The following is a 25,967-nucleotide window of genomic DNA, read 5'->3' on the forward strand; positions in this document are numbered from 1 at the left end:
GCTCACGCTCCCGTGGCGACGAGGAGGGCGGCCACCGCCAGGACGACGGTGCCGGCGAGCAGCGCGCTCACATAGGTCTGCACGTTGCCGGTCTGGGCGCGCCGCACGGCGGCCCCGAGCAGGCGGGGCACGGCGCCCGCGCCGCGTACGTAGGTCTCGACGACCTCCCGGTCCAGGAACTGCACGAGGCTCGCTCCGGCCCTGACCGGGCGGACGAAGAGCCGGCCGTACACGGCGTCCAGGTGGAAGCCCTCGGCCGCGTGGCGGTGCAGCGGGCCGAGCAGGAGGCGCCCCGGGTCCGCCGGGTCGGGCGCGTAGGCGATGTCGCCGTACGCGGGCACATGGCTCGCGATCGCCTCGGCCTCGACCAGGCCGGCGTCCGCCTCGGGGTGGGCCGCGACGGCACCCAGCGGGATGCGGTCCGCGAGCGCGGTGGTGTGCCGCCAGGCGCCGTAGGTCACGAGTGCGCCGACCAGGGCGAGGCCCGTGCCGAGGACGGAGGTGGTGAGCGTAGGCGTCAGGGAGCGTCCGTCGAACCAGTCGGGCAGGACACGGTAGGTGAGGCCGAACGCGATCGACGGGGCGGCGAGCACCCACAGCACGGCGTTCATGACCAGCGGCTGCCTGCCGTGGTCGGGGGCCTTGGCTCCGTGGCCGCGGAAGGCGAGCAGCCACAGCCGGGTCGCGTACGCGCCGGTGAGCAGGGCCGTGACCAGGCCGGTGACGAGGACGATCCAGCCTGCGGCGCCGGGGGCGTGGTCGGTGTGGCCGGTGGCGACGTGTTCGGCGGCGCCCAGGACGGACTCCTTGGAGAAGAAGCCGGAGAACGGGGGGATCGCGGCGAGCGCGAGGAGCGCCACGGTCATCGTCCAGAAGGCGTCGGGGATGCGGTCGCGCAGGTCCCCCATGCGGGACATGGCGGCCAGCGAGTTGGTTCCGGCGGCGTGGATGATCACGCCGGCGGCCAGGAACAGCAGCGCCTTGAAGGCACCGTGGGACAGGAGGTGGAAGACGGCGGCACCGCGGTCGCCGACGGCGAGGGCGCCGGTCATGTAGCCGAGCTGGCCGATCGTCGAGTAGGCGAGGACGCGCTTGATGTCGTCCTGGGCGAGCGCGGCGAGCGCCGAGCCGGCCATGGTGACGGCGGCCATCACGGCGAGGACGACCATGGCGGCCGAGGAGGCCTGGAAGACCGGGAGGAGGCGGGCGATGAAGTAGACACCGGCGGCGACCATCGTCGCGGCGTGGATCAGTGCGGAGACGGGCGTCGGGCCCGCCATCGCGTCGGGGAGCCAGGTGTGCAGCGGGAACTGCGCCGACTTGCCCGCCACGCCGGCCAGGAGCAGCAGGGCGACCACGGTCGGGTGGTGCAGTCCGCCGCTCGCGACGGTGCCGAGGACGTGGGTGATGCGGAAGGAGCCGGCATCGGTGCCGAGCGCGAACAGGCCGATCAGGAAGGGGACGTCGCCGAGCTTGGTGACCAGGAACGCTTTGAGGGAGGCGGCGCGGGCCTCCGGGGTCTCCCAGTAGTGGCCGACGAGGAAGTAGGAGCAGATGCCCATGACTTCCCAGCCGACCAGCAGCACGATGAGGTCGCCCGAGTAGACGACGAGGAACATCGCGGAGGTGAACAGGGAGACGAGAGCGGCGTAGGAGGGGTAGCGCGGGTCGTCGCGCAGGTAGCCCGTCGAGTAGAGCTGCACGCAGGTGGCGACGGTGCCGACCAGGACGGCGACGAGGGCGGCGAAGCCGTCGATGTGCAGGGCGAGTTCGATCGGGACCGAGCCGGTGGGCGTGAGCTCGGTGGCGGCATCGAGGGCCCGGCCTCCGCCCTGGCGGGCGGCCACCAGCACGGCGAGGACGAGCGAGGCGAGGGTCGGCAGGACGGCGAGCGGGCGGACGAATCCCGGGACCGTGCGGCCGAGGAGCAGGCCTGCCGCCGCGCCGAGGAACGGAAGGAGGGGTACGAGGACGGCGAGGGTGGTCGTGGTCACGCGGTGGCCTCAGCCTTCTCAGCCGCAGGGGTCTCGCCGTCGTGGCCCTCGGCGGTGTCGCGGAGCCGGTCGATGTCCGAGGTGCCGCGGTTGCGGTACACGGCGAGGACGATCGCGAGGCCGATGCCGATCTCCGCGGCGGCGATGGCGATGGTGAACAGGGTCAGGGCCTGTCCGGAGTGCAGCGTTTCGCGGGCGGCACGGCTCAGCCAGACGTCGAAGGCGACGAGGTTGAGGTTGACGGCGTTGAGCATCAGCTCGACCGACATCAGGACGAGGATCGCGTTGCGGCGGGCGAGGACGCCGTACAGGCCCGTGCAGAACAGGAGGGCGGAGAGCACGGCGGGATAGGCGAGGTGCATCAGCGGACGCCTTCCTTCTCGCTCCGGGTGTCCGGGGTGGCCGGGGCGTCCGCGGTGGTGGCCGCCGCGTCCGTCTTCGCCTTGCGGGACAGGACGATCGCGCCGACCAGTGCGGCGAGGAGGAGCACGGAGAGGGCCTCGAAGGGGAGGACCCAGTTCTGGAAGAGGCTCGCGCCGGTGACCTTGGTGGAGCCGGAGGCGGCGCCCCCGAGGTCGATCCAGGTCGTACGGAAGGCGTCGACGACCACCCACACCAGGGCGGCCGCGGCGGCGACGGCCACGGTGAGGGCGGCCCAGCGGTTGCCGGAGTCGGCGTCCGGGGAGCGGCCGATGGGGGCCTTGGTGAGCATCAGACCGAACAGAAGGAGGACGACGACGGACCCGACGTAGATGAGGACCTGCACCCAGGCGATGAACTCGGCGGTGAGCAGGAGGTACTCGACGGCGAGCCCACCGAGGGTGACCACGAGCCACAGGGCGGCGTGCACCAGCTGCCGGGTGGTGACGGTGACCAGGGCGGCGCCGAAGGTGACCAGACCGACGAGGAGGAAGGCGATCTCGACGCCGGTCGGGGAGAGGAAGCCGTGCGAGGCCGCGGCGGCGGTGGTCAGCGCGGCGGGGGCGGTGTTCACGACTCTCCTCCCTGTGGCTCGGCGGGCTCTGCGTGATCTGCGGGCTCGGCCTGCGCGGCGGCCAGCTTCTCGGCGGTCTTGCGGGCTGCTGCGATCTCCTTCGGCTCCTCGGCGCCCGGGTCGAGGGCGGGCGGGGCCGGCACGGTCCACATCCACTCGCGGAGCTTGTCGCGCTCGTGGGTGAGGTCGCGGATGTCGGTCTCGGCGTACTCGAACTCCGGGGACCAGAACAGTGCGTCGAAGGGGCAGACCTCGATGCAGATACCGCAGTACATGCAGAGGGAGAAGTCGATGGCGAAGCGGTCCAGGACGTTGCGGCTGCGTTCACGGCCGCCGGGGGCGGCCGGCGGGACCGTCTCCTTGTGGGAGTCGATGTAGATGCACCAGTCCGGGCACTCGCGGGCGCACAGCATGCAGACCGTGCAGTTCTCCTCGAACAGGCCGATGACACCGCGGCTGCGGGGCGGGAGCGCGGGCTGGGCGTCGGGGTACTGCTCGGTGACGGACTTCTTCGTCATCGTGCGGAGGGTGACGGCCAGGCCCTTGGCGAGGCCGGAGCCGGGGAACGACAGGCGGGGCCGCCCGGAGGGCGTCGTTGAGGGGTGGTGGTCGGGCGACGGGCGGGACATGGTTAGGAGATCACCACCTTGACGATGCCGGTGAGGGCGATCTGGGCGAGGGAGAGGGGGACGAGGAGGGTCCAGGAGAGCTTCTGGAGCTGGTCCTCGCGCAGCCGGGGGTAGGTGACGCGCAGCCAGATGACGACGAAGGCGAGGATCGCGGTCTTCAGCAGTGTCCAGAGCCAGCCGAGGCCGTCGGCACCCCACGGGCCGTGCCAGCCGCCCAGGAAGAGGACGGTGGTCAGTCCGCACAGGACGATGATCCCGGCGTACTCGGCGAGCAGGAACAGGGCGAAGCGGAGGCCGGTGTACTCGGTGTACGCACCGAAGATGATCTCCGAGTCGGCGACGGGCATGTCGAAGGGCGGGCGTTGCAGTTCGGCGAGGCCGGCGACGAAGAAGACCATCGCGCCGACGACCTGCCAGGGCAGCCACCACCAGTGGAAGGCGTCGAGGATGCCGGGGAGCGAGACGGTGCCCGCCGCCATGGCCACCGAGGCGGCCGCGAGCAGCATGGGGAGTTCGTAGGCGAGGAGCTGGGCGGCGGTGCGGAGGCCGCCGAGGAGGGAGAACTTGTTGGCGGAGGCCCACCCCGCCATGAGGGAGCCGAGGACGCCGACGCCCATGACGGCGAGAACGAAGAAGATGCCCGCGTCGACGACCTGGCCGACGGCGCCCTCGCTCGGGCCGATCGGGATGGCGAGGAGGACGAGGAGGTACGGCAGCAGGGCCACGGCGGGGGCCAGCTGGAAGATACGGCGGTCCGCGCCCGCCGGGACGACGTCCTCCTTCTGCGCGAACTTCACGCCGTCGGCGACGAGCTGGGCCCAGCCGTGGAAGCCGCCCGCGTACATGGGGCCGAGGCGGCCCTGCATATGGGCCATGACCTTGTGTTCGGTCTGACCGATGATCAGGGGGAAGGTGAGGAAGACGACGAACACGACGAGGAGTCGCAGGCCGACGTCGAGAGCGCCGTTCACTGCGTGCCTCCTGGGGGGTCGTCGGGGTTCGAGGACTTCTTCGGGGAGTTCGGGGTCTGCTGCTGCGCGCCGTCGGGCCTGGTGTCACCGGGGCGGGTTTCGCCACGGTGGGCTTCGCCGCCGGTCGCGTCGGGCTCCGCCGCGGGAGCGGTGTCGGCTTCCGCGGCGTGGGGCGCGGGGCTCGCGGGTTCGGTCGCGGGGCTCGTGGAATCCGCTGGTTCGGTTGCGGGTTCCGCCGGTTCGGTCGTGGGTTTCTCCGGACCCTCTGGGGCGGCGGGCTCGGGCTCGTCGAAGGCCGGGCGGGCGTGGTGCCAGGGGGCGTCCGCGCTGCGGGGGGCGGGGGCGGGCCTCCGAGGCGTGTCCTCGGCTGCCGGACCCTCGGCACGCTGGGAAGCCGAACCCTCGGACGCACTCCGCGCACGGCGCGGCCCAGTGGAAGGAGCCGCCGGCTCGGCACCGCCCTCGGCCCGTTGCGAGGCCGAAACCTCCGAAGCACTCCGCGCACTCCGCGGAGCGGCCGGAGCCGTCGGCGCCGTGTCCTCAGCGGCACGCTGCGAGGCCGAGCCCTCCGACACGCTGCGGGCACGCCGCGGAGCGGCCGGAGCCGTCGGCGCCGTGTCCTCAGCGGCACGCTGCGAGGCCGAGCCCTCCGGCGTGCTCCGCGCACGCCGCGGCGGTGCCGCCGTCTCCGTGGGCTCGCCTGCGGCGGGGGCCTGGCTCGCGGAGCCCTCCGCTGCCGTGCGGGGGCGGCGTACGGGGCGTTCGCCCGCGGCTCGGCCTGCGGCCCGGGCCGGGCGGGCGGGGGCCGGGGGGAGCTGGCCCTTGAGGGGGCCCCACTCGTTCGGGTCGGGGACGCCCGGGGGCAGCATCTGGCGGCGCTTGGGGCCACCGCCCGCGGCGGAGCCGCCATGAGATGCGGTGGACTCGCCCGGTTCCTTCGCACCGGGCCATGCCTTGGCGACCCGGGCCGCCAGCACGAAGTCCTTGCGCAGCGGGTGACCTTCGAAGCCCTCGGGCAGGAGCAGGTGCTCCAGCGCGGGGTGGCCCTCGAAGGTGATGCCGAACATCTCGTGGGTCTCGCGTTCGTGCCAGGCGGCGCCCGCGTAGACGTCCACGGCGGAGGGCAGGACCGGGGCCTCGTGCGGGACGGTCGTACGGACGAGGAGGCGGCGGACCGGGGACAGGGCCACCACATGGGCCGAGACGCGCAGACCCGTACCCGGTTCGTCGACCGCGCTCAGCCAGTCGAAGTACGTGCAGCCCAGCTCGTCGCGCGCGACCTGGAGCGCCTCGGTCCAGCCCGTCGGGGTCACGTCGACGGTCAGGACCTCGTACGACTCCTCGGCCGTGGCCTCGGGGCCGAAGAGTTCCTCGGCGGACGCGGGCAGCCAGCCGACGGCGGTCATCGCCCCTCCCCCTGATCCGGTTCCGTGGCCGACGACGGCGGCTGGACCAGGCCGCTCTGCAGGGCCGCGGTGGACGGCCGCGAGGATCCGTACCGCTCCCCCAGCGACTCGCGCGCGATCTTCTCCTGGAGCTTGAGGATGCCCTGGAGCAGTGCCTCGGGACGCGGCGGGCAGCCGGGGACGTACACGTCCACCGGGATGATCTGGTCGACGCCCTTGGTGACGGAGTAGGAGTCCCAGTACGGGCCGCCGCAGTTGGAGCACGCGCCGAAGGAGATGACGTACTTCGGCTCGGGCATCTGCTCGTACAGGCGTTTGACGGCCGGCGCCATCTTGTCGGTGACCGTGCCGGACACCACCATCAGGTCGGCCTGGCGCGGGCCCGGCGCGAACGGGATGACCCCGAGGCGGATGAAGTCGTGGCGGGCCATGGACGCGGCGATGAACTCGATCGCGCAGCAGGCGAGGCCGAAGTTGAAGACCCAGAGCGAGTAGCGGCGTCCCCAGTTCAGGATCACCTTCATCGGCTCGGGGGCGAGGCGGGCCAGTGCGCCCAGCCGCTTGGGCTCCGGAAGCAGCACAGGGCCGGTGGCCTCGGTGGTCGAGGGGTTCACGTCCATGTCAGGACCCCCTTCTTGTATGCGTAGAGCAGTCCCACGGCCAGGAAGCCGAGGAAGACGAACATCTCCACGAGGGTGGTGGCTCCGTACCGCGGATCGGCGAAGACCGTGGCCCACGGGAAGAGGAAGATCGAGTCGACCGCGAAGATCACGTACAGGAACGCGTAGACGTAGTAGCGGACCTGCGTGTGGGCCCAGCCCTCGCCGACGGGGTCGACGCCGCACTCGTACGTCAGCAGCTTCTCCGGCGTGGGCACGACGGGGCGCAGCAGTCGGCCCGCGCCGAAGGCGACGGCGACGAAGAGCACGCCGACGACGGCGAGCAGCCCGACTACGGAGTAGGACTGGAAGTAGTCCGCCGCCACGACAGCGACGGCGGTCGGATGCGGCACGTCAGCCCCTCGCTCCCTGACCTCGTGACCCTGGTGAATGCTGTGATTCGACGATCTGTACGCACGGGAGTCTAGGCCCTGCTAAAGAAAGGGTAAGCAGCCCGTCGCACCTCGAGATGCCCTGGTACGCGCCTCACTCGCCGTACGGCTCGCATCGCGTACCCCCGGCAGGGCTCGGATCACCTCTCGCGCCGGCCGGATCGGCGGAGGGTGGGTACACCCCGAGGAAGCCATGACGGTCGGCCTCATGGTGCGGCGGCGCGGGGCGCGGCAGGCCGGCGGACATCACCGCACGAGGCCGGAAATGTGACCGAACGGGGAGCTGCCATGGCGGGACCGCGGGGACGAGGGACGGCGGCGGAGGTAGCGGAGAGACGTCCCGGGGCGTGTCCGGGGTGGGGAAAACCCCCGGTTGAAGACGCCGACGCGCTGCATGGCCGGGCGGGCGCGGGCACAGCAGGGTGGAGAAGCGAACCGGGGTGGACGACCAGCAGAACGACGACCAGCAGAACGGACGAGGCGATGGCCACGCAGTACGGGCAGGGGTACGGAGAGTGGGGCGGCCCTGGATCCCAGGGCGCCGGGGGGCGGCCGCACCGGCTTCCGGTGGCGCTGCGGGCGCCGATCGAGGCGCGCAGCTGGGGCGAGTTCTGCTACCTGCTGCTGAGCCTGCCGATCGGGATCGCGATGTTCACCTACGGCGTCACGATGTTGTCGATCGGGGCCGGGCTGCTGGTGACGTTCCTGGGTATCCCGGTGCTCGCGGCGGCGCTGGCCGGGTGCCGTGGGTTCGGGGCGCTGGAGCGGGCCCGGGCGCGGGGGCTGCTGGGGCTGGAGGTGGCCGCTCCGGAGCCGCTGCGGATGAGCGGGCGCGGGGCGATGGCGTGGATGGGGGCGATGCTCAAGAGCGGGGCGTCGTGGCGGCACATGCTGTACACGGTGCTGCATTTCCCGTGGGCGGTGTTCTCGTTCTCGGTGGGCGTGAGTTTCTGGACGTGCGGGTGGGCGCTGCTGACGTATCCGCTGTGGTTCTGGGTGTTCCCGGTGTACGCCGGTCAGGGCGGGGTCCAGCTGTACGGCGACGAGACGCACCACGTGTACCTCGACAACCCGTTCGAGATCACGGTGACCGCGCTGGTGGGGCTGCTGATCACACTGGCCACGCCCTGGATCGTCCGGGGGCTGACGACCGTGGACCGGCTGCTGGTGCACGGGCTGCTCGGGCCGTCGCGGTTGGCGACCCGGGTGGTGGAGCTGGAGTCGGACCGCGGGGCGGTGGTGGACACGGCGGCGGCGGATCTGCGGCGCATCGAGCGGGACCTGCACGACGGGGCGCAGGCCCGGCTGGTGGCGTTGGCCATGGATCTGGGGCTGGCGAAGGAGAAGCTGTCGGAGGATCCGCAGGCGGCGGCGCGGATGGTGGAGGACGCGCATGGCGAGGTGAAGACGGCGCTGCAGGAGCTGCGGGACCTGGCTCGTGGGATCCATCCGGCGGTGTTGACGGACCGGGGGCTGGACGCGGCACTGTCGGCGGTGGCCTCGCGGTGCGCCGTGCCGGTGGAGGTGGAGGCGGACCTGCCGTCGCGGCCGGCCCCGGCGATCGAGGGGATCGCCTACTTCACGGTGTCGGAACTGCTGCAGAACGTCAGCAAGCATGCGCGGGCGTCGCGGGCGACGGTGGACGTGTGGCGGGCGGAGGACCGGCTGCTGCTGCAGGTGTCCGACGACGGGGTCGGGGGTGCCGACGCCTCCGGCGGGTCGGGGCTGGCGGGGCGGCTCGATGCGGTGGATGGCGTGCTGGTGGTGGATTCGCCGGTCGGGGGGCCTACGCGGATCACCGCGGAGTTGCCCTGGCGCGCGTAGGGCCCCCGGCGGTGGGGCACCGGACGGTTCCGCCCCCGCCGCCCTTACCCGTCCCCTACCCCGGGGGCTCCGCCCCCGGGCTCCCCGCCCATCGGCCAGGCGCCGCGTCCACAGCCCCCTGCCCGGGTCTCCACCCCCGGGCTCCCCGCCGGGGACTGCGTCCCCCGGACCCCTGCCCGGGGCTGCGCCCCCGGACCCCGCCCATCGGCCAGGCGCCGCGTCCACAGCCCCCTGCCTGGGGCTGCGCCCCCGGACCCTGCTGGCTGGCCTGGCGCCGCGCTCCCAGACGCCTGCCCCACGGCCACCCGCCCCCGGACCCCCCTGCCAGACCCGGCACCACACCCCCCACACCGCTGCCCCCAGACCCCGCCCATCGGCCCGGCGCCGCGTCCCCCGAAGCACTGCTTCGAGGGCTGAGCCCCGTCCCGCCCCACCCCGCCCATCCGCCTGACACACCTCTCTTTCGCCCGGCAGCCACCCCGCGCGAGCCCCGATCCTGGAATGCTGGAGCCTGTCGTGCGACCGGAGACAGGTTGTGGGGGCCGGGGGATCGTGGAGGACAGGGTGCGGATCGTCATCGCCGAGGATTCTGTGCTGCTCAGGGAGGGACTGACCCGGCTGCTGACCGACCGTGGGCATGACGTCGTCGCCGGTGTCGGGGACGCGGAGGCGCTGATCAAGACCATCACCGAGCTGGCGGACCAGGGCGAGTTGCCCGATGTCGTCGTCGCCGACGTGCGGATGCCGCCGACCCACACGGACGAAGGCGTCCGGGCCGCGGTCCAGCTGCGCAGGGCGTATCCCGGACTCGGTGTGCTCGTGCTGTCGCAGTACGTGGAGGAGCGGTACGCCACCGAACTGCTGGCCGGTTCCAGTCGCGGCGTCGGCTATCTGCTCAAGGACCGGGTCGCCGAGGTGCGCGAGTTCGTGGACGCCGTCGTGCGGGTCGCCGAGGGAGGCACCGCGCTGGACCCCGAGGTGGTCGCACAGCTGCTCGGGCGCAGCCGCAAGCAGGACGTGCTGGCGGCGCTCACCCCCCGGGAGCGGGAGGTCCTCGGGCTGATGGCCGAGGGGCGGACGAACTCCGCGATCGCCCGGCAACTCGTCGTGAGCGACGGAGCCGTCGAGAAGCACGTCAGCAACATCTTCCTGAAGCTCGGCCTGTCCCCGAGTGACGGGGATCACCGGCGTGTTCTGGCCGTGCTCACCTATCTCAACTCCTGAACAGCTGAGACTGTGTCAGACGTCGCTGCCGGATCCGGACACCACGGGGCTCCGGTCCCGGCGCCGCGTCCAGTGCCGGCCGAAGGATGAGCAGGGAGCCTTTTCACGAGCAGCACCCGGGGGGCGAGCGAACAAATGATGACAAGTCGGGGCGCCGGACCGTCTCACGATGGTGTCCATCATCCGAACGGCCGAGGGAAGGCGACCCTTACCGACGTAGGGTTGATCCTGGGAAGGCCGGTGGGACGGCCGCTCCCGGACAGCCGCCTCGAGGGAGGTCCAGTTCAGTGACCAGCCAGGTCAGCAGTCCAGCGGGACAGGCGGACGGAACCGTCGTAGGAGAACAGCGCAAACCGGCGGGCACGAAGGACGTGCGCCGGCTCGACCGGGTGATCATCCGGTTCGCGGGGGACTCGGGTGACGGTATGCAGCTCACCGGCGACCGTTTCACCTCGGAGACGGCGTCCTTCGGCAACGACCTGTCCACACTGCCGAACTTCCCCGCCGAGATCCGCGCCCCTGCCGGGACGCTGCCGGGTGTGTCGTCGTTCCAGCTGCACTTCGCCGACCACGACATCCTCACCCCGGGCGACGCCCCGAACGTGCTGGTGGCGATGAACCCGGCCGCCCTGAAGGCCAACGTGGGCGACCTGCCGCGCGGCGCGGAGATCATCGTCAACACCGACGAGTTCACCAAGCGCGCGATGCAGAAGGTCGGCTACGCTGCCTCTCCCCTGGAGGACGGGTCCCTCGACGGCTACAACGTCCACCCCGTGCCGCTGACGACCCTCACCGTCGAGGCGCTGAAGGACTTCGACCTCACCCGCAAGGAGGCCGAGCGCAGCAAGAACATGTTCGCGCTCGGCCTGCTGAGCTGGATGTACCACCGGCCCACCGAGGGCACCGAGACGTTCCTGAGGACGAAGTTCGCGAAGAAGCCGGACATCGCCGCCGCGAACATCGCCGCCTTCCGGGCGGGGTGGAACTTCGGGGAGACGACGGAGGACTTCGCGGTCTCCTACGAGGTCGCCCCGGCCGTCAAGGCGTTCCCGGTGGGCACCTACCGCAACATCTCCGGGAACCTGGCCCTGGCGTACGGCCTGATCGCCGCCTCCCGCCAGGCGGACCTGCCGCTGTTCCTGGGCTCGTACCCGATCACTCCGGCCTCGGACATCCTGCACGAGCTGTCTAAGCACAAGAACTTCGGTGTGCGCACCTTCCAGGCCGAGGACGAGATCGCCGGGATCGGCGCTGCCCTCGGTGCCGCCTTCGGCGGGTCGCTGGCCGTGACCACGACCTCCGGGCCGGGCATCGCGCTCAAGAGCGAGACGATCGGCCTCGCGGTCTCCCTGGAGCTGCCGCTGCTGATCGTCGACATCCAGCGCGGCGGCCCGTCCACCGGTCTGCCCACCAAGACCGAGCAGGCGGACCTGCTGCAGGCGATGTACGGCCGCAACGGCGAGGCCCCGGTCCCGGTGGTCGCCCCGCGCACCCCGGCCGACTGCTTCGACGCGGCCCTGGAGGCGGCCCGGATCGCGCTGACCTACCGCACTCCGGTCTTCCTGCTCTCCGACGGCTACCTGGCCAACGGCTCGGAGCCCTGGCGCATCCCCGAGCTGGACGAGCTGCCCGACCTCACGGTGCAGTTCGCGCAAGGCCCGAACCACACCCTGGACGACGGCACCGAGGTGTTCTGGCCCTACAAGCGCGACCCGCAGACCCTGGCCCGCCCGTGGGCGGTCCCGGGCACGCCCGGCCTGGAGCACCGCATCGGCGGCATCGAGAAGCAGGAGGGCACCGGCAACATCTCCTACGACCCCGCCAACCACGACTTCATGGTCCGCACCCGTCAGGCGAAGGTCGACGGGATCGTGGTACCCGACGTGGAGGTGGACGACCCGGACGGCGCGAGCACCCTGGTGCTGGGCTGGGGCTCGACGTACGGGCCGATCACCGCGGCCGTACGCCGGCTGCGTGCGGCCGGGGAGTCCATCGCGCAGGCCCATCTGCGGCACGTCAACCCGTTCCCGCGGAATCTCGGCGCGGTGCTGGGACGTTACGAGAAGGTGGTGATCCCTGAGATGAACCTCGGCCAGCTCGCCACCCTGATCCGGGCGAAGTACCTGGTCGACGCCCACTCCTACAACCAGGTCAACGGCATGCCGTTCAAGGCGGAGCAGCTCGCCGCGGCGCTCAAGGAGGCCATCGATGGCTGAGACGACCACGGAAGGCACGGGCACGATCGAGGCGCTTTCGCTCGTCCCCAAGGCCGTGGCCAGGCAGTCCATGAAGGACTTCAAGTCCGATCAGGAAGTGCGCTGGTGCCCCGGCTGCGGTGACTACGCGATCCTCGCCGCCGTCCAGGGCTTCATGCCGGAGCTGGGCCTCGCGCGGGAGAACATCGTCTTCGTCTCCGGGATCGGCTGCTCGTCCCGCTTCCCGTACTACATGAACACGTACGGCATGCACTCCATCCACGGCCGGGCGCCCGCGATCGCGACCGGGCTCGCGGCCTCGCGGCGTGATCTGAGCGTGTGGGTGGTCACCGGTGACGGTGACGCGCTGTCCATCGGCGGCAACCACCTCATCCACGCACTGCGCCGCAACGTGAACCTGAAGATCCTGCTGTTCAACAACCGGATCTACGGCCTGACCAAGGGCCAGTACTCCCCCACCTCCGAGGTCGGCAAGATCACCAAGTCGACCCCGATGGGCTCCCTCGACGCGCCGTTCAACCCGGTCTCGCTGGCCCTCGGCGCGGAGGCGTCCTTCGTGGCCCGCACGATCGACTCTGACCGCAAGCACCTCACCGAGGTGCTGCGCCAGGCCGCCGCCCATCCGGGCACGGCGCTGATCGAGATCTACCAGAACTGCAACATCTTCAACGACGGCGCCTTCGACGCGCTCAAGGACAAGCAGAGCGCCGAGGAGGCCCTGATCCGGCTGGAACACGGGCAGCCGATCCGCTTCGGATCTGGGGGCACCTCCCGCTCGAGCGAAGCCGAGAGTGGGGGAGGCGCGCGCGGTGTCGTACGGGACAGGCAGACCGGCGACCTGAAGGTCGTCACCGTCACCCCGGAGAACGAGGCGGACATCCTGGTCCACGACGCGCACGCCGCCTCCTCCACCACGGCCTTCGCGCTCTCCCGCCTCGCCGACCCGGACACCCTGCACCACACCCCGATCGGCGTGTTCCGGTCCGTGGAGCGGCCCGTCTACGACACGGCGATGGCCGACCAGCTCGATGCCGCCATCGAGCAGAACGGCAAGGGCGACCTGGCCGCCCTGCTCGCCGGCGGGGACACCTGGACCGTCGTCGGCTGAGTGGTACCGCCGTTCACGAGGCCCGGGCGGACAGCGCCCGGGCCTCGTCGTATGCCTGGCGGGCCTTCTCCACGTCCGCCATGCGGTCATGGGTCCACAGCGCCAGCGCCCGCACCTGCTCGGCGGCCTCGCGGCCCAGGTCGGTGAGGGAGTAGTCGACGCGCGGCGGGATCACGGGCTTGGCGTCCCGGTGCACCAGACCGTCGCGTTCCAGGGTCTGCAGGGTCTGCGTGAGCATCTTCTCGCTGACGCGGGCGGTCCGCCCGATCGCCCGGCGCAACTCGCTGAAGCGGTGGGGGCGGTCGAGGAGCTGGATCAGGACGAGCACGCCCCAGCGGCTGGTGACGTGCTCCAGGACGAGGCGGTAGGGGCACATCGCCTCGGCGGCTTCGCGTCTGCCGGCGGCCCCATCACTTACTGTCATGCCAGTACCTTACTTCAAAGTGGGTACTTTCTATTGGTTAGCGCACCTCCTAGGGTGAATGTCGGGAAACACCCCACAAGGAGATCCAAGTCATGAGCATCGTCGTCACCGGAGCCACCGGACACCTCGGCCGTCATGTGGTGGAGCAGCTGCTGGAGAAGGTTCCGGCCGAACAGATCACCGCGGTCGTCCGCACCCCGGAGAAGGCCGCCGACCTCGCGGAGCGCGGCGTGCGGATCGCCGCCGCCGACTACAACGCTCCGGAGACCTTCGACGGCCTGTTCTCGGCCGGCGACAAGGTGCTGCTGATCTCCGGCAACGAGTTCGACAAGGGCCGCCTTCAGCAGCACCAGGTGGTCCTCGACGCCGCCAAGGCCGCCGGAGTCGCCCTCTTCGCCTACACCAGCGCGCCCAGCAGCCTGAAGGCCGCCCTCGCCGACGACCACCGGGCCACCGAGCAGGCGATCCTGGCCTCGGGCGTGCCGTGTGTCCTGCTGCGCAACGGCTGGTACCACGAGAACTACACCGATAACCTCGCCCCTGTCCTCGAGCACGGCGCCGTCGTCCAGGCCGCCGGCGACGGCCGCGTGTCCTCCGCCTCCCGCGCCGACTACGCGGCCGCCGCGGTCGCCGTGCTGACCGGCGAGGGCCACGAGAACAAGGCGTACGAGCTGGGTGGCGACGAGGCGTGGGGCTTCGCCGAGTACGCCGCCGAGCTGAGCAAGCAGACCGGCAAGGAGATCACGTACAACGCCGTCTCCGCCGAGGCGTACGAGGGGCTCCTGAAGGGCGCCGGGCTGCCCGGGCCGCTCGCCGCGGTCTTCGCCGGCGTGGACGCGTCCATCGAGAAGGGCGAGCTGGAGGTCACCACCGGCGACCTCTCCCGCCTGGCCGGCCGCCCGACCACCCCGCTCGCCGAGGCGATCACCGCCGCGCTCAAGGGCTGACTCCCCCTTCGGGCCCTTGAGCTCCCGGCCCCCGCCTGTCATGACCGTATGCCGATACGGGCATGACAGGCGGGGGCCGTCGCGCTACCTTCATGGAGGCTGCACCGGGGCAGCCGCGAGCGTGAGGGAGGGCCCGTGGCCGGGGACCCGAAGGGTGAGCGACGGACAGGTCTGCTGAACGGCTTCGCCGCGTACGGGATGTGGGGGCTCGTCCCCCTGTTCTGGCCCCTGCTGAAGCCCGCCGGAGCGTTGGAGATCCTCGCCCACCGGATGGCGTGGTCGCTCGTCCTGGTCGCCCTCGTACTGCTGGTGATGCGCCGCTGGGCCTGGGCGGGCGAACTGCTCCGGCAGCCGCGCCGGCTCGCGCTGATCACGGTCGCCGCGGCCGTCATCACCGTCAACTGGGGCGTCTACATCTGGGCCGTGAACAGCGGCCACGTGGTGGAGGCCTCGCTCGGCTACTTCATCAACCCGCTCGTCACCATCGCCATGGGCGTGCTGCTCCTGAAGGAACGGCTGCGGCCGGTGCAGTGGGCGGCGGTCGGGGTCGGCTTCGCCGCCGTGCTCGTCCTGACGATCGGCTACGGCCGTCCGCCGTGGATCTCCCTGTGCCTGGCGTTCTCCTTCGCCACCTACGGGCTGGTGAAGAAGAAGGTCAGCCTCGGCGGCATCGAGTCGCTGGCCGCGGAGACCGCCGTGCAGTTCGTGCCCGCGCTGGCGTATCTGGTGTGGCTGTCGGGACACGGAGAGTCCACGTTCACGTCCCGGGGGGCGGGGCACGCGGCGCTGCTCGCGGTCACCGGGGTGGTCACCGCCCTGCCGCTCGTCTGCTTCGGCGCCGCGGCGATACGGGTCCCCCTGTCGACGCTGGGGCTGCTGCAGTACCTGGCGCCGGTCTTCCAGTTCCTGCTGGGCATCCTCTACTTCCACGAGGCGATGCCGCCCGAGCGCTGGGCGGGCTTCGCGCTGGTCTGGCTGGCGCTGTCGCTGCTGACGGCGGACGCGTTGCGCACCGCTCGGCGGGCCGCGCGGACGCTCGGCGGGGCGATCCCGGGTGCGCGCGCCGCCACCGCGACGGTGAGCGGGGCCGCGGACGCGGACCCGGTGGACGCCACGCCGTAGCCGCCGTAGCGCCTACTGGACGGCGGTCCGCTCGCCGGACGCCTTGCGGGCGCGCTCGGCCAAGCGGCCCATGCGGCTGCGGGCCTTTTCGAGCTGGTCGAGGTCGTCGGCGGCGGGGCCGTCCTGGGCCGCGAGTTCGCTCCATACGGCGATGAGGTCGCGGCCGAGATGCAGCCCCTGGACCGGTTCGCGTACGGCACGCCAGGCGGCGGCCGCGCTCTGCACGTTGCCGTAGGCCCCGCGCGGGTCGCCGAGGCGGTGACGGATGCGGGCCAGGTCCAGCGACAGATGGAAGGAGCGCAGGGGATCTGTCGCCAGGTAGGCGATGTAGGCGGTGAGTTCGCGCAGGTGCAGGACGTCGGGGTGCTCGTCGCCGAGGGTCGCGGCCGACTCGGCGACGGCCTGCTCGGCCAGCCCGGACGCCTCCTCGAGACGGCCCTGCTTCACGGCCGCGCTGATCCGGGCCATGGGCTCGGCGACAGGCCCGTCCGCGCCGCCAGCCGCCGCATCCCCGAGCACGGCTTCCGCCACCGAGTCGAACTCCCGCACGGGCGGCTCCTTGACCTCGTCGTCCTGGCCGACGGCGACGGGGGCGGGGGTGGGATCGGCGGTGGGCTTGCGGTCGGGGCCGGTGGCGGGGTCCGCTTCCGTGGTGGGAGGCGCGGTGACTTCGGGGGTCCGAGCGGAGGACAAGGCGGGCGTGGGCCGGGTGGTGGGCTCGGGGGCTGCGGCAGCGGCGGAAGTGGCGGACGGTGCGGCCGGCATGACCGGCGGTGGGCCGAACGTTCCCGTCGGCGGCGAGACGGTGCCGGGGGCCGGCGGTGCGGGCGGCGGCGGGGTGCCGCCGTGGTTCGGGGCACCCGGCAGGGCCTGGGCCGGCCCGGACGTGGCGGTGATGAAGGCGACCTGCTCGGGCACGGCCTGCAGACCGAACGGCGCGACGCTAGGGCCGGGGGGCGTGGGGGCGGCTGCGGCGGGCTGCGTGCGCCGGGTGGGAGAGGGAGCGGACTCCGCGCAATCCGGGCGCGGTGCGAGCGCGGCTGCGGGAGCGGGCTCGGCGGGCTCCGGCAGGGCGCGCAGTACGCGGGTGTCGGGCTCGATGCCGGCCGGTGTCGTGCTCGGCGGGGGCACCGGGGACTGCGACGGTGCGTACGGGTCGTGCACCGCCCCCCGGGGGGCGGTCGGTGCCGTGGTGCCCGGGGTCGGCTGCCGGGTGTCCACCGCGCCCAGGACGTGCGTGGCCCTGTCGCGGGGCCCGGCCTCCACGGGTGCCACCTGAGTCGTACCTCCGTGCACCGCGGCCCCGGACGCCGCTTCCCTCCGTACCGGCTCCCCCGCGAACTCGCTCGAACCGTCGACGTGCACCCGGATCGGTACGACGTAGCCGATCCGTTCGTCGTGCACCGAGGCGAGGACCGGGTGGCCCGTGACACGGGCCAGGTGGTGGAGGTGGTCCAGGACGGCCTGCTGGACCGGCTCCCCGGGTCCCGCGGCCACCGGCATCCCGCCCACCGTCGCCCCCGGGCCCGGCGCCCCGTCGCGTGCCCCCGCCGGCACCCGGACCTCGATCGGCGTCACCCCGGACCCCGCACCCCCGTCGGATGCGGCCCCCGCGAAGGAGCGGCCCCGCTTCTGTCCGCGGCTGAGTCGAGACATCGTTCCCTCACTCGGGTCGGTCGGGGAAAGGCGCCGATGTCCTCCGCCTCCATTCGGCGTCGGCTCCCCTCGTATGCGTCCCCGGCCCTGGGTGCGGGGACGTACGGCACACCCCTTCGATTCTCCCGCTCCCGTGCTCGTCCCCGCGTCACCGCCGCGTCACAGCCTCGTCCCAGGAACCGGAGCCCGGTACCGAACCCGCGGCACCGCAGGTGAAGATCGAGGGCGAGGAGCGACCGAGGAGAGGCGATGCAGGCGATCGCGCGGCAGGGGCCCGGCGGGCCGGAGATCTGGGTCCGCGGGCCGGTGGTCGACGGCGCACGGCCGCCGTCCTACGGCAGCGCGAGCCCACGCCGGTTCGCCTGGGTGGCCACCCACGGCGGCGCCGGCACCTCGACGCTCGCCACGGTCTTCGGCGGCTTCGACGCGGGCCGCGGCTGGCCCCGTCCCGAGCACGGCGAACCCTCCTCGGTGCTGCTGGTCGCCCGCACCCACGCGACCGGCCTGGGGTCCGTCCTCCAGTGCCTCGACGTCTTCCGGCGCGGCGCGGCCCCGCCCGGCCTCGCCCTGGACGGCGTCGTGCTGGTCGCGGACGCGCCGGGTCGGCTGCCGCGCCCGCTCGCCCAGCGTGTCAAGGCGATCGAGTCGATGATCGGCGTCCACCGGGTGCCCTGGGTACCGGCCTGGCGGACCGGCGACCTGGGCTGCAGGCCACCCCGCGAGTGCGACCGACTGGCCCGCCTGGTCGGCCCGTTCACGCCCTCGGGCGGCGGATCGGGGGTGCGCTGAGCATGCGCTGGACCGTGCACGGCGAGCGGGCGCTGTACGAGACACCCTGGGTGCGGCTGCGGGCGCTCGACGTCGAACAGCCGGACGGGACACGCTGTGAGTACCACGTGGTCCGGCTGCGGGACGTCGCCGTCGCCGCGGCCGTCGACCGCGAACAGCGCGTGCTCATGATGTGGCGGCACCGCTTCGTCACCGACACATGGGCCTGGGAGCTGCCCATGGGCCTCGTCGAGGACGGCGAGGAGCCCGCCGCGGCGGCGGGGCGCGAACTCGAGGAGGAGACCGGATGGCGCGCGGGCTCGCTGCGTCCGCTGATGTGCGCCCAGCCCGCGGCCGGTGTCACCGACTCCCGGCACTTCGTGTTCCGCACGGACGACGCCACACGCGTGGGCGAGCCGACCGAGCGCAACGAGTCCGACCGCCTGGAGTGGATCCCGCTGCCGGAGGTACGGGCGATGATCGAACGCCGTGAGATCGTCAGCAGCGCCACGCTGGTGGGCGTGATGGCCCTGCTGCTCGACCTCGGGCCCGGCCCGGGCGGCCCGGGCGGCTGCTGACCAGGGGGTGGCGGGGGCGGTGGACCGTGATGGCGCGGCCGGCCCCTGCCGGCCCGCACCTACGCCGTGATGTCCTTCGCCGTGAACCGCGCCCACGCCGCCGAGCCGAAGACCGCCGCGTACAGAGCCTGCAGGCCCAGGTTGCGTATCAGGTCGTGCCAGTAGACCGGGTCGCGCATCAGGTCCGCGAAGGACAGCCAGTAGTGGGAGAAGAAGTACGGCTGGAGCGCGTGCAACTGCGGTATCTGGTCCAGGATCTGGACCGTGATGAGCAGCCCCACCGTCGTCGCCATCGCCGCGATGCCGCTGCTCGTGAGCGTGGAGATGAACAGTCCGAGGGCCGCAACGCCGATCAGGGACGCGGTGACGACCAGCGCGATCAGCAGGGCCCTGCCGAGGCCCTCGGCGAAGCTGATGCGCGTCCCGGAGATCGTCGTCAGGTCGCCCAGCGGGAAGAGCAGGGCGCCCACCGCGAGCGCCGAGACGGCGACGACGAGGGTGGCGATCAGGCAGAAGGCCATCGTCGTGGCGTACTTGGTGAGCAGCAGGCGGGTACGGCCCGCGGGGGCGACCAGCAGGTAGCGCAGGGTGCCGGAGTTCGCCTCGCCCGCGATCGCGTCGCCCGCGATGACACCGATCGCCATCGGCAGGAAGAACGGGAGCGTCGCGGCGAGCGCGGTGAACACCAGGAACAGGCCGTTGTTCGTGATCTGCGTGATGAACGCCGGGCCGCCGCCCCGACCGCCGGACCCGTCGCTCGTCTCGATCTTCACGGCGATCCCGACCAGGATCGGCACGGCGGCGAGCACGGCCAGCAGGGCGAGCGTGCGCCAGCGCCGGAACGTGGTCACCAGTTCGCTGCGCAGCAGCCCGAAGGTCCACAGCGGGCTCGTCCGGCGCGGCACGACGGCCGCCTCAGCCTGCGACATCGAACCCCTCCCCGGTCAGCGCCACGAACGCGTCCTCCAGGGAGGCACGTTCGACCCCGAAGCCGCGTACGCGGACTCCCGCCGTGACCAACGCGGCGTTCACATCGGAAAGTTCCCGGTCCGGAGGCTCGGCCGTCACCCGGTTCTCCTCCACCACCACATCGGCCACGCCCTGTTCCTTCAGGACGCGTGCCGCGTCGGTGACGTCCGGGGTGGTCACGACGAGGCGTCCGCGCGCCCCGGCCACCAGGTCTCCCACCGGGCCCTGCGCGATCAGCCGGCCCTGCGCCATCACGGCGGCGTGCGTGCAGACCTGCTCGATCTCGTCGAGCAGGTGGGAGGAGAGGAAGACGGTCGTGCCGTCGGAGGCCAGTTCCCTGACCAGGGCGCGGATCTCCCGCATGCCCTGCGGGTCGAGGCCGTTGGTCGGCTCGTCCAGGACCAGGAGCCTGCGGGGCTGGAGCAGGGCGGCCGCGAGACCGAGGCGCTGCTTCATCCCCAGGGAGTACGCCTTCGCCTTCTTGCCCGCGGCCGCCGTGAGGCCGACCCGGTCGAGGGCGGCCGCGACACGGGTCCGCCGGGTGCGCGGGTCGGCGGTGGGGTCGGCGGCGTCGTAGCGCAGGAGGTTGTCCCGGCCGGAGAGGAAGCCGTAGAGCGCCGGGCCCTCGATGAGGGCGCCGACGTACGGGAGCACGGCGCGCGTGGCCCGGGGCATGGGCTGCCCCAGCACGCGTGCCGAGCCCGAGGTGGGCTCGATCAGGCCCATCAGCATGCGGATGGTGGTGGTCTTGCCGGAGCCGTTCGGCCCGAGGAAGCCGAAGACGCTGCCCGCCGGGACGGTCAGATCGAGCCCGTCCACGGCGAGCTGCCCGCCGCGGTAGCGCTTGGTGAGGGCGCGGGTGGCGATGACCGGGTCCTGCGGGTCACTCGCCGCCCTCGCCGCCGAGTCCCTCGACTGCGCTTCCGCGTCGGGCAGTTCCTCCATGGGCTTTCCTGCTCCCCTTCGTCCGTACGCCGTACGGGGGGTCACTTCCCCGCGTTCGCCGCCTTCAGCAGCGCGTCCTTGGTGACCGCGCCCGCGTACACCTTGCCGTCGTCCGTGATCAGGGCGTTGACCAGGCGGGTGGAGAAGACCGTGCCCGAGCCGAACTTGCCGGTGACGTGGTCGCCGAGCGAGTTCAGGAAGCCGGAGGCCGCGCCGTCGCCGGACGGCGATCCGGACGGCACCCCGCCCTTGCTGCCGGTGTCGAACACGTAGATGGCGTTCCAGCCCTCGCCGAGGGTCTTCGACGCGCTGCCCCAGGGTGTTTTGCCCGTGTCCTCACGCTGGGCCTCGTGCCCGGTCTTCCCGGCCTTCAGGTCGTCGCCCTGGGCGACCTTCGTGCCCTTGGGCGGCGTGAAGTCGAACGTCGACGCGGCCGGCTTGGCGAACGAGACCTGCGTGAAGCCCACGTCCAGCACCGCCGCGCCGCCCTTCGCCGGGGTCAGCGTGAACTTCAGCGGCAGCCCGGTCTTCGCGTCCACCGCGATGCTGATCGCGCCGACCGTCGTACCCGACTGCTTCGGCCGGACGAGCAGCTTGTAGGCGTCCCGGCCCGCGACCTGGGCCGTGCCGTCGACCGTCACGGAGGTGGTCTTGTCGGCCGCCTTCAGTGCCTGATCAGCGAAGTCCCTGGGCGTGGCGGGCACGTCCTTCGGCGCCGCCTCGCCGCTCTTGTGCTCGCCCGCGCCGGTCGCGTGGTACGCCTGGTTGGAGGCGCTGTCGTACGCCCACACCTGGTCGCCGTTGCGGATGACACTGTACTCGGCGGCCTTCTCGATGAGCGAGAGCTTCTGCTTGTCCTGGCCGTCGGCGGCGACCCGCACGGTGTGGGTGCCGGAGGCCAGCTCCAGCAGCTTGGAGCTCGGGTCGGCGGCCGAGTCGCCCTTGCCCTGCCCGCCCTGGGAGAGCGCGCCCGAGGCCAGGCTGCCCTCGAGGCCGCCCAGGTTGGGCAGGCCCAGGTCCGTGCTGATCGTCACCGTGCCGGACATCTGCTGGACGTCCGACTTGGCGATCTTCTCGATGAGCTGTTGCGCGCTGATCTTCGGCAGGTCGGGGTCCCCGGAGCCGGCGAACGCCGGGACGAGCCCGATGGTCGCCGCCGCCACGCCCACGACCGTGACCGGGACGACGTACCGCGCGGCCTTGCGCCGCCCGTCGCGTACGTCCTCGACCTCCCCGGCGGGTGTGCTGTCGTCGGATTCGTACGGTGCCATGTGTGCCTTACCTCCGTCGTCGGCGGCGGCCTGCTGTCTGTGCACTCGTCCACCCCTGCGCCGCCATTCTCCCCCGGACTCCTGTGAGGTGGTCCTCTCCATATGACCAAATCACCGGGAGGGAAGCGTCAGACCGCGGGGCCAACTCCGCGTACTCCTGGGGTATGACATGACGGGCGGGGCACGGCGCCCCACCCGTAGGGGTTGTCAGGGCGTACCGAAAGGCGTGGGACGTGGCACACGCCGGGCGGGGGGCTCAGGGAACGCCTGGCGCGTCACCCCGCCCGGTGCACCACCGCGTCGCACATCTCCGTCAGGGCCGCCTTCGCGCCGCAGTCCGGCAGCGGGGCCAGGGCCGAGCGGGCGTCCTCCGCGTAGCGGACGGCGTCGCGGCGGGCCTGCTCGAGGGCCGGGTGGACCCGGAGGCGGGCGAGGGCGTCGGCGTGGCGGGCGTCGTCCGTGAGGTCGGAGGCCAGCAGCTCGCACAGGGCGACATCCTCCGGCAGCCCGTGCCGCTGGGCGCGCTCGCGCAGGCGCAGGACCGGGAGGGTCGCGATGCCCTCGCGCAGGTCCGTCCCCGGCGTCTTGCCGGACTCGTGGGAGTCGGAGGCGATGTCCAGGACGTCGTCGGCCAGCTGGAACGCCACGCCGAGACGCTCGCCGTACTGCGTCAGCACGTCCACGACCGTCTCGTCGGCGCCCGACATCATCGCGCCGAAGCGGCACGCCACCGCCACCAGGGAGCCCGTCTTGCCGGCGAGGACGTCGAGGTAGTGCTCCACCGGGTCACGGCCGTCCCGCGGGCCCGCCGTCTCCAGGATCTGGCCGGTGACGAGCCGCTCGAACGCCTGCGCCTGGATACGGACCGCCTCCGGGCCGAGGTCGGCCAGGATGTGGGACGCGCGGGCGAACAGGAAGTCGCCGGTGAGAACCGCCACCGAGTTGCCCCAGCGGCTGTTCGCGCTGGCCACCCCGCGCCGCACATCGGCCTCGTCCATCACGTCGTCGTGGTACAGCGTGGCGAGGTGGGTGAGCTCCACGACCACGGCCGAAGGGACGACCCCCGGCGCGTACGGGTCACCGAACTGTGCCGCGAGCATGACGAGCAGCGGCCGGAACCGCTTCCCGCCCGCGCGCACGAGATGCTGCGCGGCCTCGGTGATGAAGGGCACCTCGCTCTTCGTGGCGTCGAGCAGCCCTTCCTCGACAGCGGCCAATCCGGCCTGGACATCGGCTTCCAGAGCCTGGTCCCGCACGCTCAGCCCGAACGGCCCGACGACGGTCACGTGAGGTCTCCTGTCTGCTGACGTCTGCTGACGATCACACGGTCGGTATCGAGGTCGGTCACTTGATCGATGACGCGTCAGGGCGACTCGGCTCACCGAGTTTGTCGATCTGTCGCCGCCATCACTCAAGTCAGCGTATCCGGTCAGGTTTCGATCACCACGAGTGCCCGCTGTTCCAGGCCGGGCGGTATCGGATCACGAGAGGCATGTTCTTGATCAGGTGATACGAGCGGGTTTGGAGCGACACAGCGGAAAGCTGCCCCACCTGGTGGCCGGCGACGCGCACCGGTCCCCTGAAACACCCCCTCGCATCCCACCTCCGGAGCAGCCCGGCACCCCCAAGGCCTTCGCAGGGCCACGCGGCCCGGCCGCCCCGCCCGGCGCCATCACCCGGCCGAGCGCACACCCAGTCTCGACGGGGACGCGCGGAACGCCGAGGCACGCGCGCGTACAGATCCACAGGGCGTGACGAGATGGCATGAGGAGTGACGTCGGTCACGCCCTCCGATCCGGAGATGCGGATTCCCGTAGACCCGACCGATGTCCGAATTGCCGTAATTCGTCCCCATAAAAGCCGCCACTCGAGGGCAACAATCGAGCCTTTTGTCCGAATTGCCGCCCCAGGGCTCTGGATTAGAGGTGGCGATCAAGGAAAGCACGAGTGAATTAGCTCACGCCACCGGTAGGCGGTGCGGAGCATGCGGAATCTCAACTTCTCCTTTACTTATGCCAACTTGAACTGTGCTCAACAAAATGGATCACATCCCTTATTCCCGCATTTCATGGTCATTTACCTCGGACTGCGACTTCCAGGCTTGTTCCCGACATGTGCTCTCGCATACCTTCCCAATCGATCCGGGCGGACCGCCGAATCCTGCCGCCGCCCGCGATCCATTGACCACCACGGCAGGAGCGGGGGACCCAGGTAAGTCGCCGGACCGGGCACAGCGCCGGAACGGCTTGGGGTGAAGCCGATTCCTCGACACCGAGGACACGGCCGGGCACCTCCCAGCCCGAACCCGACAGCTCACCTCGCAGGCGCCGGAGAGGACTACGACATGCCCGCTTTCGCCCTGCCCGCACGCCGTCGGGACCGCCGCTCCAAGGCCGCGCGCCTCACCCGTGCCCTCGCTGTCGCGGGGACGGGTGCCGCCGTTCTGGCCCTTCCGGTCCTGGGCGCGACCAGCGCTTCCGCCGCGACCCCCACCTCCGCGACGACCACGACCGCCGCCGCCAAGACGGTGACGACGCGCGCCGGAAACCTCGACAGCTGGATCCGTCAGTCGCTGGTCGTCATGCAGCAGCACGGGATCCCCGGCTCCTACTACGGCATCCACCGCAACGTGATGCGTGAGTCGTCGGGCAACCCGTCCGCCATCAACCTCTGGGACTCCAACGCCCGGATGGGCATCCCGTCCAAGGGCCTCCTCCAGGTCATCGACCCGACCTTCCGCGCGTACCACGTGCCGGGCACGTCCTGGAACATCTACGACCCGGTGGCGAACATCACGGCCGCGTGCAACTACGCCGCCCACCGGTACGGCTCCATCGACAACGTCCACAGCGCGTACTGACGCTGTGCGCCGCGCGTACCGGGGCTGAGGCCGAGGCCGAGGCCTAGCGGCCCCTGAAGAGTCGTTCGAGGACGACGGCGATGCCGTCGTCCTCGTTCGACTTCGTGATCTCGTCGGCGACCGCCTTGAGTTCGGGGTGGGCGTTCGCCATGGCGACGCCGTGCGCGGCCCAGTCGAACATCGGGATGTCGTTCGGCATGTCGCCGAACGCGATGGTCCGGCGCGGCCCCAGGCCCAGATACTCGGCGGCGAGCGCGAGCCCCGTCGCCTTGGTGATGCCGCATGGCTGGAGTTCGACCGTGCCGGGCCCGGACATGGTGACCGTCGCCAGCGAACCGACCGCGCTGCGCGCCACCGTCGCCAACTCGTCGTCGGCCAGGGCGTGATGGCGCAGCAGCACCTTGCTGATGGGCGCGCACCACAGGTCGTCGCGCCGTTGGACCCGCACCGCGGGCAGCGTGGGGTGCGGCATCCGGTAGCCGGGTTCGATGAGCGTGAGCCCGTCCACGCCGTCCTGGTCGACGGCCGCGTACACCTGCCCCACCTCGGCCTCGATCTTGCCCAGCGCGGTCTCGGCCAACTCCCGTTCCAGGGTGACGGAAAACAGCAGCCGGTCCGCGCCGGCGTCATACACCTGCGCGCCCTGTCCGCACACCGCGAGCCCCCTGCCGCCCAGGTCGTCGAGCAGCGGCCGCACCCTGGGCGCCGGACGCCCCGTCACCACGAGGTGCTGCGCGCCGGCCGCGGCGGCCCGCGCCAGCGCGTCCCTCGACCGGTCGGAGAGCGTGTCGTCACCGCGCAGCAGCGTCCCGTCCAGGTCAGTGGCGATGAGTGAATATGCGAGGGGTGCGGCCATGATCAGAGAATACGGATGGAACACCCCCACGACTCACCGCGAACCAGCCGACGCCCGGCCACCCGTCGTGAACCGGCCGACCCACGGCTGACCTACGGCCGACCTACGACTGACCTACGCCCGACCTCCGGGCGCCTGTCGAGCACCGGCCGGC

At 71.9% G+C, this 25,967-nt stretch carries 24 protein-coding genes and 1 riboswitch; of the genes, 9 read left to right on the forward strand and 15 right to left on the reverse strand.

Translation table 11 applies throughout. The annotated features are described in order from the left end of the window. Positions 1–2 precede the first annotated feature (2 nt). The 8 genes from AB0N14_RS04140 to AB0N14_RS04175 all read right to left on the reverse strand — a co-directional run bounded on the left by AB0N14_RS04140 (position 3) and on the right by AB0N14_RS04175 (position 7,006). Positions 3–1,994: an NADH-quinone oxidoreductase subunit L gene (locus AB0N14_RS04140; RefSeq protein ID WP_366024131.1), complete on the reverse strand. Its 1,992-nt coding sequence runs from the start codon at positions 1,992–1,994 to the stop codon at positions 3–5. Beyond that, on the reverse strand, positions 1,991–2,356 hold the full coding sequence (gene nuoK / locus AB0N14_RS04145; RefSeq protein WP_103841236.1) for an NADH-quinone oxidoreductase subunit NuoK: 366 nt from the start codon (positions 2,354–2,356) through the stop codon (positions 1,991–1,993). Before nuoK ends, AB0N14_RS04140 begins: the two co-directional genes overlap by 4 nt. After that, the gene (locus tag AB0N14_RS04150) at positions 2,356–2,988 is read right to left on the reverse strand and encodes an NADH-quinone oxidoreductase subunit J (protein ID WP_366024132.1); all 633 of its coding nucleotides are present in this window, start codon (positions 2,986–2,988) and stop codon (positions 2,356–2,358) included. The genes nuoK and AB0N14_RS04150 overlap by 1 nt, the downstream gene beginning before the upstream one ends. Further along, on the reverse strand, positions 2,985–3,506 hold the full coding sequence (locus tag AB0N14_RS04155; protein ID WP_366024255.1) for a 4Fe-4S binding protein: 522 nt from the start codon (positions 3,504–3,506) through the stop codon (positions 2,985–2,987). The genes AB0N14_RS04150 and AB0N14_RS04155 overlap by 4 nt, the downstream gene beginning before the upstream one ends. A gap of 113 nt (positions 3,507–3,619) precedes the next feature. Further along, positions 3,620–4,588 carry a complex I subunit 1 family protein gene (locus AB0N14_RS04160; protein ID WP_366024133.1) on the reverse strand — a complete coding sequence of 323 codons (969 nt, stop codon included), beginning with the start codon at positions 4,586–4,588 and terminating at the stop codon, positions 3,620–3,622. Next, a complete protein-coding gene (locus AB0N14_RS04165; RefSeq protein ID WP_366024134.1) occupies positions 4,585–5,994 on the reverse strand; it encodes an NADH-quinone oxidoreductase subunit C in 1,410 nt (469 codons plus the stop codon). Before AB0N14_RS04165 ends, AB0N14_RS04160 begins: the two co-directional genes overlap by 4 nt. Continuing rightward, entirely contained in the window at positions 5,991–6,614 is a 624-nt protein-coding gene (locus AB0N14_RS04170; protein WP_366024135.1) for an NADH-quinone oxidoreductase subunit B family protein, read from the reverse strand. Before AB0N14_RS04170 ends, AB0N14_RS04165 begins: the two co-directional genes overlap by 4 nt. After that, positions 6,605–7,006 (reverse strand): NADH-quinone oxidoreductase subunit A, encoded by a 402-nt coding sequence (locus AB0N14_RS04175; RefSeq protein ID WP_103841246.1) that lies wholly within the window; start codon positions 7,004–7,006, stop codon positions 6,605–6,607. The genes AB0N14_RS04170 and AB0N14_RS04175 overlap by 10 nt, the downstream gene beginning before the upstream one ends. Positions 7,007–7,528: 522 nt before the next feature. Here AB0N14_RS04175 and AB0N14_RS04180 point away from each other — a divergent pair. The 4 genes from AB0N14_RS04180 (at position 7,529) to AB0N14_RS04195 (ending at position 13,417) form a co-directional block, all read left to right on the forward strand. Then, entirely contained in the window at positions 7,529–8,869 is a 1,341-nt protein-coding gene (locus AB0N14_RS04180; RefSeq protein WP_366024136.1) for a sensor domain-containing protein, read from the forward strand. 564 nt (positions 8,870–9,433) lie between these two features. Then, positions 9,434–10,093, forward strand: coding sequence for a response regulator transcription factor (locus AB0N14_RS04185; protein WP_366024256.1), 660 nt, complete (start codon positions 9,434–9,436; stop codon positions 10,091–10,093). 287 nt (positions 10,094–10,380) lie between these two features. Further along, positions 10,381–12,309, forward strand: coding sequence for a 2-oxoacid:acceptor oxidoreductase subunit alpha (locus AB0N14_RS04190; protein WP_366024137.1), 1,929 nt, complete (start codon positions 10,381–10,383; stop codon positions 12,307–12,309). Next, positions 12,302–13,417, forward strand: coding sequence for a 2-oxoacid:ferredoxin oxidoreductase subunit beta (locus tag AB0N14_RS04195; protein WP_366024138.1), 1,116 nt, complete (start codon positions 12,302–12,304; stop codon positions 13,415–13,417). Before AB0N14_RS04190 ends, AB0N14_RS04195 begins: the two co-directional genes overlap by 8 nt. A gap of 13 nt (positions 13,418–13,430) precedes the next feature. Here the strand turns inward: AB0N14_RS04195 and AB0N14_RS04200 are convergent, their stop codons facing one another. Then, positions 13,431–13,841, reverse strand: a complete 411-nt coding sequence (locus tag AB0N14_RS04200; protein WP_366024139.1) for a helix-turn-helix domain-containing protein — start codon at positions 13,839–13,841, stop codon at positions 13,431–13,433. A 92-nt stretch (positions 13,842–13,933) separates the two neighbouring features. On the opposite strand from AB0N14_RS04200, the gene AB0N14_RS04205 reads away from it, so the two are divergent. Next, on the forward strand, positions 13,934–14,788 hold the full coding sequence (locus tag AB0N14_RS04205) for an SDR family oxidoreductase (protein ID WP_366024140.1): 855 nt from the start codon (positions 13,934–13,936) through the stop codon (positions 14,786–14,788). A 135-nt stretch (positions 14,789–14,923) separates the two neighbouring features. Then, positions 14,924–15,910: an EamA family transporter RarD gene (gene rarD / locus AB0N14_RS04210; protein ID WP_366024141.1), complete on the forward strand. Its 987-nt coding sequence runs from the start codon at positions 14,924–14,926 to the stop codon at positions 15,908–15,910. A gap of 12 nt (positions 15,911–15,922) precedes the next feature. Here the strand turns inward: rarD and AB0N14_RS04215 are convergent, their stop codons facing one another. After that, on the reverse strand, positions 15,923–17,566 hold the full coding sequence (locus tag AB0N14_RS04215; protein WP_366024142.1) for a tetratricopeptide repeat protein: 1,644 nt from the start codon (positions 17,564–17,566) through the stop codon (positions 15,923–15,925). Between the two features lie 249 nt (positions 17,567–17,815). On the opposite strand from AB0N14_RS04215, the gene AB0N14_RS04220 reads away from it, so the two are divergent. Together AB0N14_RS04220 and AB0N14_RS04225 are read left to right on the forward strand one after the other, a co-directional pair. After that, positions 17,816–18,355 carry a DUF6668 family protein gene (locus AB0N14_RS04220; RefSeq protein WP_366024143.1) on the forward strand — a complete coding sequence of 180 codons (540 nt, stop codon included), beginning with the start codon at positions 17,816–17,818 and terminating at the stop codon, positions 18,353–18,355. A gap of 2 nt (positions 18,356–18,357) precedes the next feature. Then, entirely contained in the window at positions 18,358–18,912 is a 555-nt protein-coding gene (locus AB0N14_RS04225) for an NUDIX hydrolase (protein ID WP_366024144.1), read from the forward strand. A gap of 59 nt (positions 18,913–18,971) precedes the next feature. On the opposite strand, the gene AB0N14_RS04230 is transcribed toward AB0N14_RS04225, so the two are convergent. From AB0N14_RS04230 to AB0N14_RS04245, 4 genes are all read right to left on the reverse strand, one after another. Next, positions 18,972–19,841 carry an ABC transporter permease gene (locus AB0N14_RS04230; RefSeq protein WP_366024145.1) on the reverse strand — a complete coding sequence of 290 codons (870 nt, stop codon included), beginning with the start codon at positions 19,839–19,841 and terminating at the stop codon, positions 18,972–18,974. Further along, positions 19,828–20,826, reverse strand: a complete 999-nt coding sequence (locus AB0N14_RS04235) for an ABC transporter ATP-binding protein (RefSeq protein WP_366024146.1) — start codon at positions 20,824–20,826, stop codon at positions 19,828–19,830. The genes AB0N14_RS04230 and AB0N14_RS04235 overlap by 14 nt, the downstream gene beginning before the upstream one ends. 41 nt (positions 20,827–20,867) lie before the next feature. Beyond that, complete coding sequence (locus AB0N14_RS04240) at positions 20,868–22,097, reverse strand: sigma-E factor regulatory protein RseB domain-containing protein (RefSeq protein WP_366024147.1); 1,230 nt, start codon at positions 22,095–22,097, stop codon at positions 20,868–20,870. Positions 22,098–22,372: 275 nt separating this feature from the next. Next, entirely contained in the window at positions 22,373–23,383 is a 1,011-nt protein-coding gene (locus AB0N14_RS04245; RefSeq protein WP_366024148.1) for a polyprenyl synthetase family protein, read from the reverse strand. 889 nt (positions 23,384–24,272) lie between these two features. Then, positions 24,273–24,437, forward strand: a riboswitch (cyclic di-AMP (ydaO/yuaA leader). 19 nt (positions 24,438–24,456) lie between these two features. Between AB0N14_RS04245 and AB0N14_RS04250 the strand changes: the two genes are divergently transcribed. After that, positions 24,457–24,957: a transglycosylase SLT domain-containing protein gene (locus AB0N14_RS04250; protein WP_366024257.1), complete on the forward strand. Its 501-nt coding sequence runs from the start codon at positions 24,457–24,459 to the stop codon at positions 24,955–24,957. Positions 24,958–25,000: 43 nt separating this feature from the next. On the opposite strand, the gene AB0N14_RS04255 is transcribed toward AB0N14_RS04250, so the two are convergent. Beyond that, complete coding sequence (locus AB0N14_RS04255; protein WP_366024149.1) at positions 25,001–25,813, reverse strand: HAD family hydrolase; 813 nt, start codon at positions 25,811–25,813, stop codon at positions 25,001–25,003. Between the last annotated feature and the right edge of the window lie 154 nt (positions 25,814–25,967).

The sequence above is a fragment of the Streptomyces sp. NPDC051104 genome, from assembly GCF_040682835.1.
Taxonomy (GTDB): Bacteria; Actinomycetota; Actinomycetes; order Streptomycetales; family Streptomycetaceae; genus Streptomyces; species Streptomyces cynarae.

What these genes read in the sequence shown, in the direction of transcription:
- AB0N14_RS04165 (WP_366024134.1), bottom strand. Translation starts at nt 5,994, where the DNA reads ATGACCGCCGTCGGCTGGCTGCCCGCGTCCGCCGAGGAACTCTTCGGC.
- AB0N14_RS04180 (WP_366024136.1), top strand. Translation starts at nt 7,529, where the DNA reads ATGGCCACGCAGTACGGGCAGGGGTACGGAGAGTGGGGCGGCCCTGGA.
- AB0N14_RS04240 (WP_366024147.1), bottom strand. Translation starts at nt 22,097, where the DNA reads ATGGCACCGTACGAATCCGACGACAGCACACCCGCCGGGGAGGTCGAG.
- nuoK (WP_103841236.1), bottom strand. Translation starts at nt 2,356, where the DNA reads ATGCACCTCGCCTATCCCGCCGTGCTCTCCGCCCTCCTGTTCTGCACG.
- AB0N14_RS04235 (WP_366024146.1), bottom strand. Translation starts at nt 20,826, where the DNA reads ATGGAGGAACTGCCCGACGCGGAAGCGCAGTCGAGGGACTCGGCGGCG.
- AB0N14_RS04200 (WP_366024139.1), bottom strand. Translation starts at nt 13,841, where the DNA reads ATGACAGTAAGTGATGGGGCCGCCGGCAGACGCGAAGCCGCCGAGGCG.
- AB0N14_RS04225 (WP_366024144.1), top strand. Translation starts at nt 18,358, where the DNA reads ATGCGCTGGACCGTGCACGGCGAGCGGGCGCTGTACGAGACACCCTGG.
- AB0N14_RS04230 (WP_366024145.1), bottom strand. Translation starts at nt 19,841, where the DNA reads ATGTCGCAGGCTGAGGCGGCCGTCGTGCCGCGCCGGACGAGCCCGCTG.
- AB0N14_RS04205 (WP_366024140.1), top strand. Translation starts at nt 13,934, where the DNA reads ATGAGCATCGTCGTCACCGGAGCCACCGGACACCTCGGCCGTCATGTG.
- AB0N14_RS04170 (WP_366024135.1), bottom strand. Translation starts at nt 6,614, where the DNA reads ATGGACGTGAACCCCTCGACCACCGAGGCCACCGGCCCTGTGCTGCTT.
- AB0N14_RS04215 (WP_366024142.1), bottom strand. Translation starts at nt 17,566, where the DNA reads ATGTCTCGACTCAGCCGCGGACAGAAGCGGGGCCGCTCCTTCGCGGGG.
- AB0N14_RS04255 (WP_366024149.1), bottom strand. Translation starts at nt 25,813, where the DNA reads ATGGCCGCACCCCTCGCATATTCACTCATCGCCACTGACCTGGACGGG.
- AB0N14_RS04220 (WP_366024143.1), top strand. Translation starts at nt 17,816, where the DNA reads ATGCAGGCGATCGCGCGGCAGGGGCCCGGCGGGCCGGAGATCTGGGTC.
- AB0N14_RS04195 (WP_366024138.1), top strand. Translation starts at nt 12,302, where the DNA reads ATGGCTGAGACGACCACGGAAGGCACGGGCACGATCGAGGCGCTTTCG.
- AB0N14_RS04155 (WP_366024255.1), bottom strand. Translation starts at nt 3,506, where the DNA reads ATGACGAAGAAGTCCGTCACCGAGCAGTACCCCGACGCCCAGCCCGCG.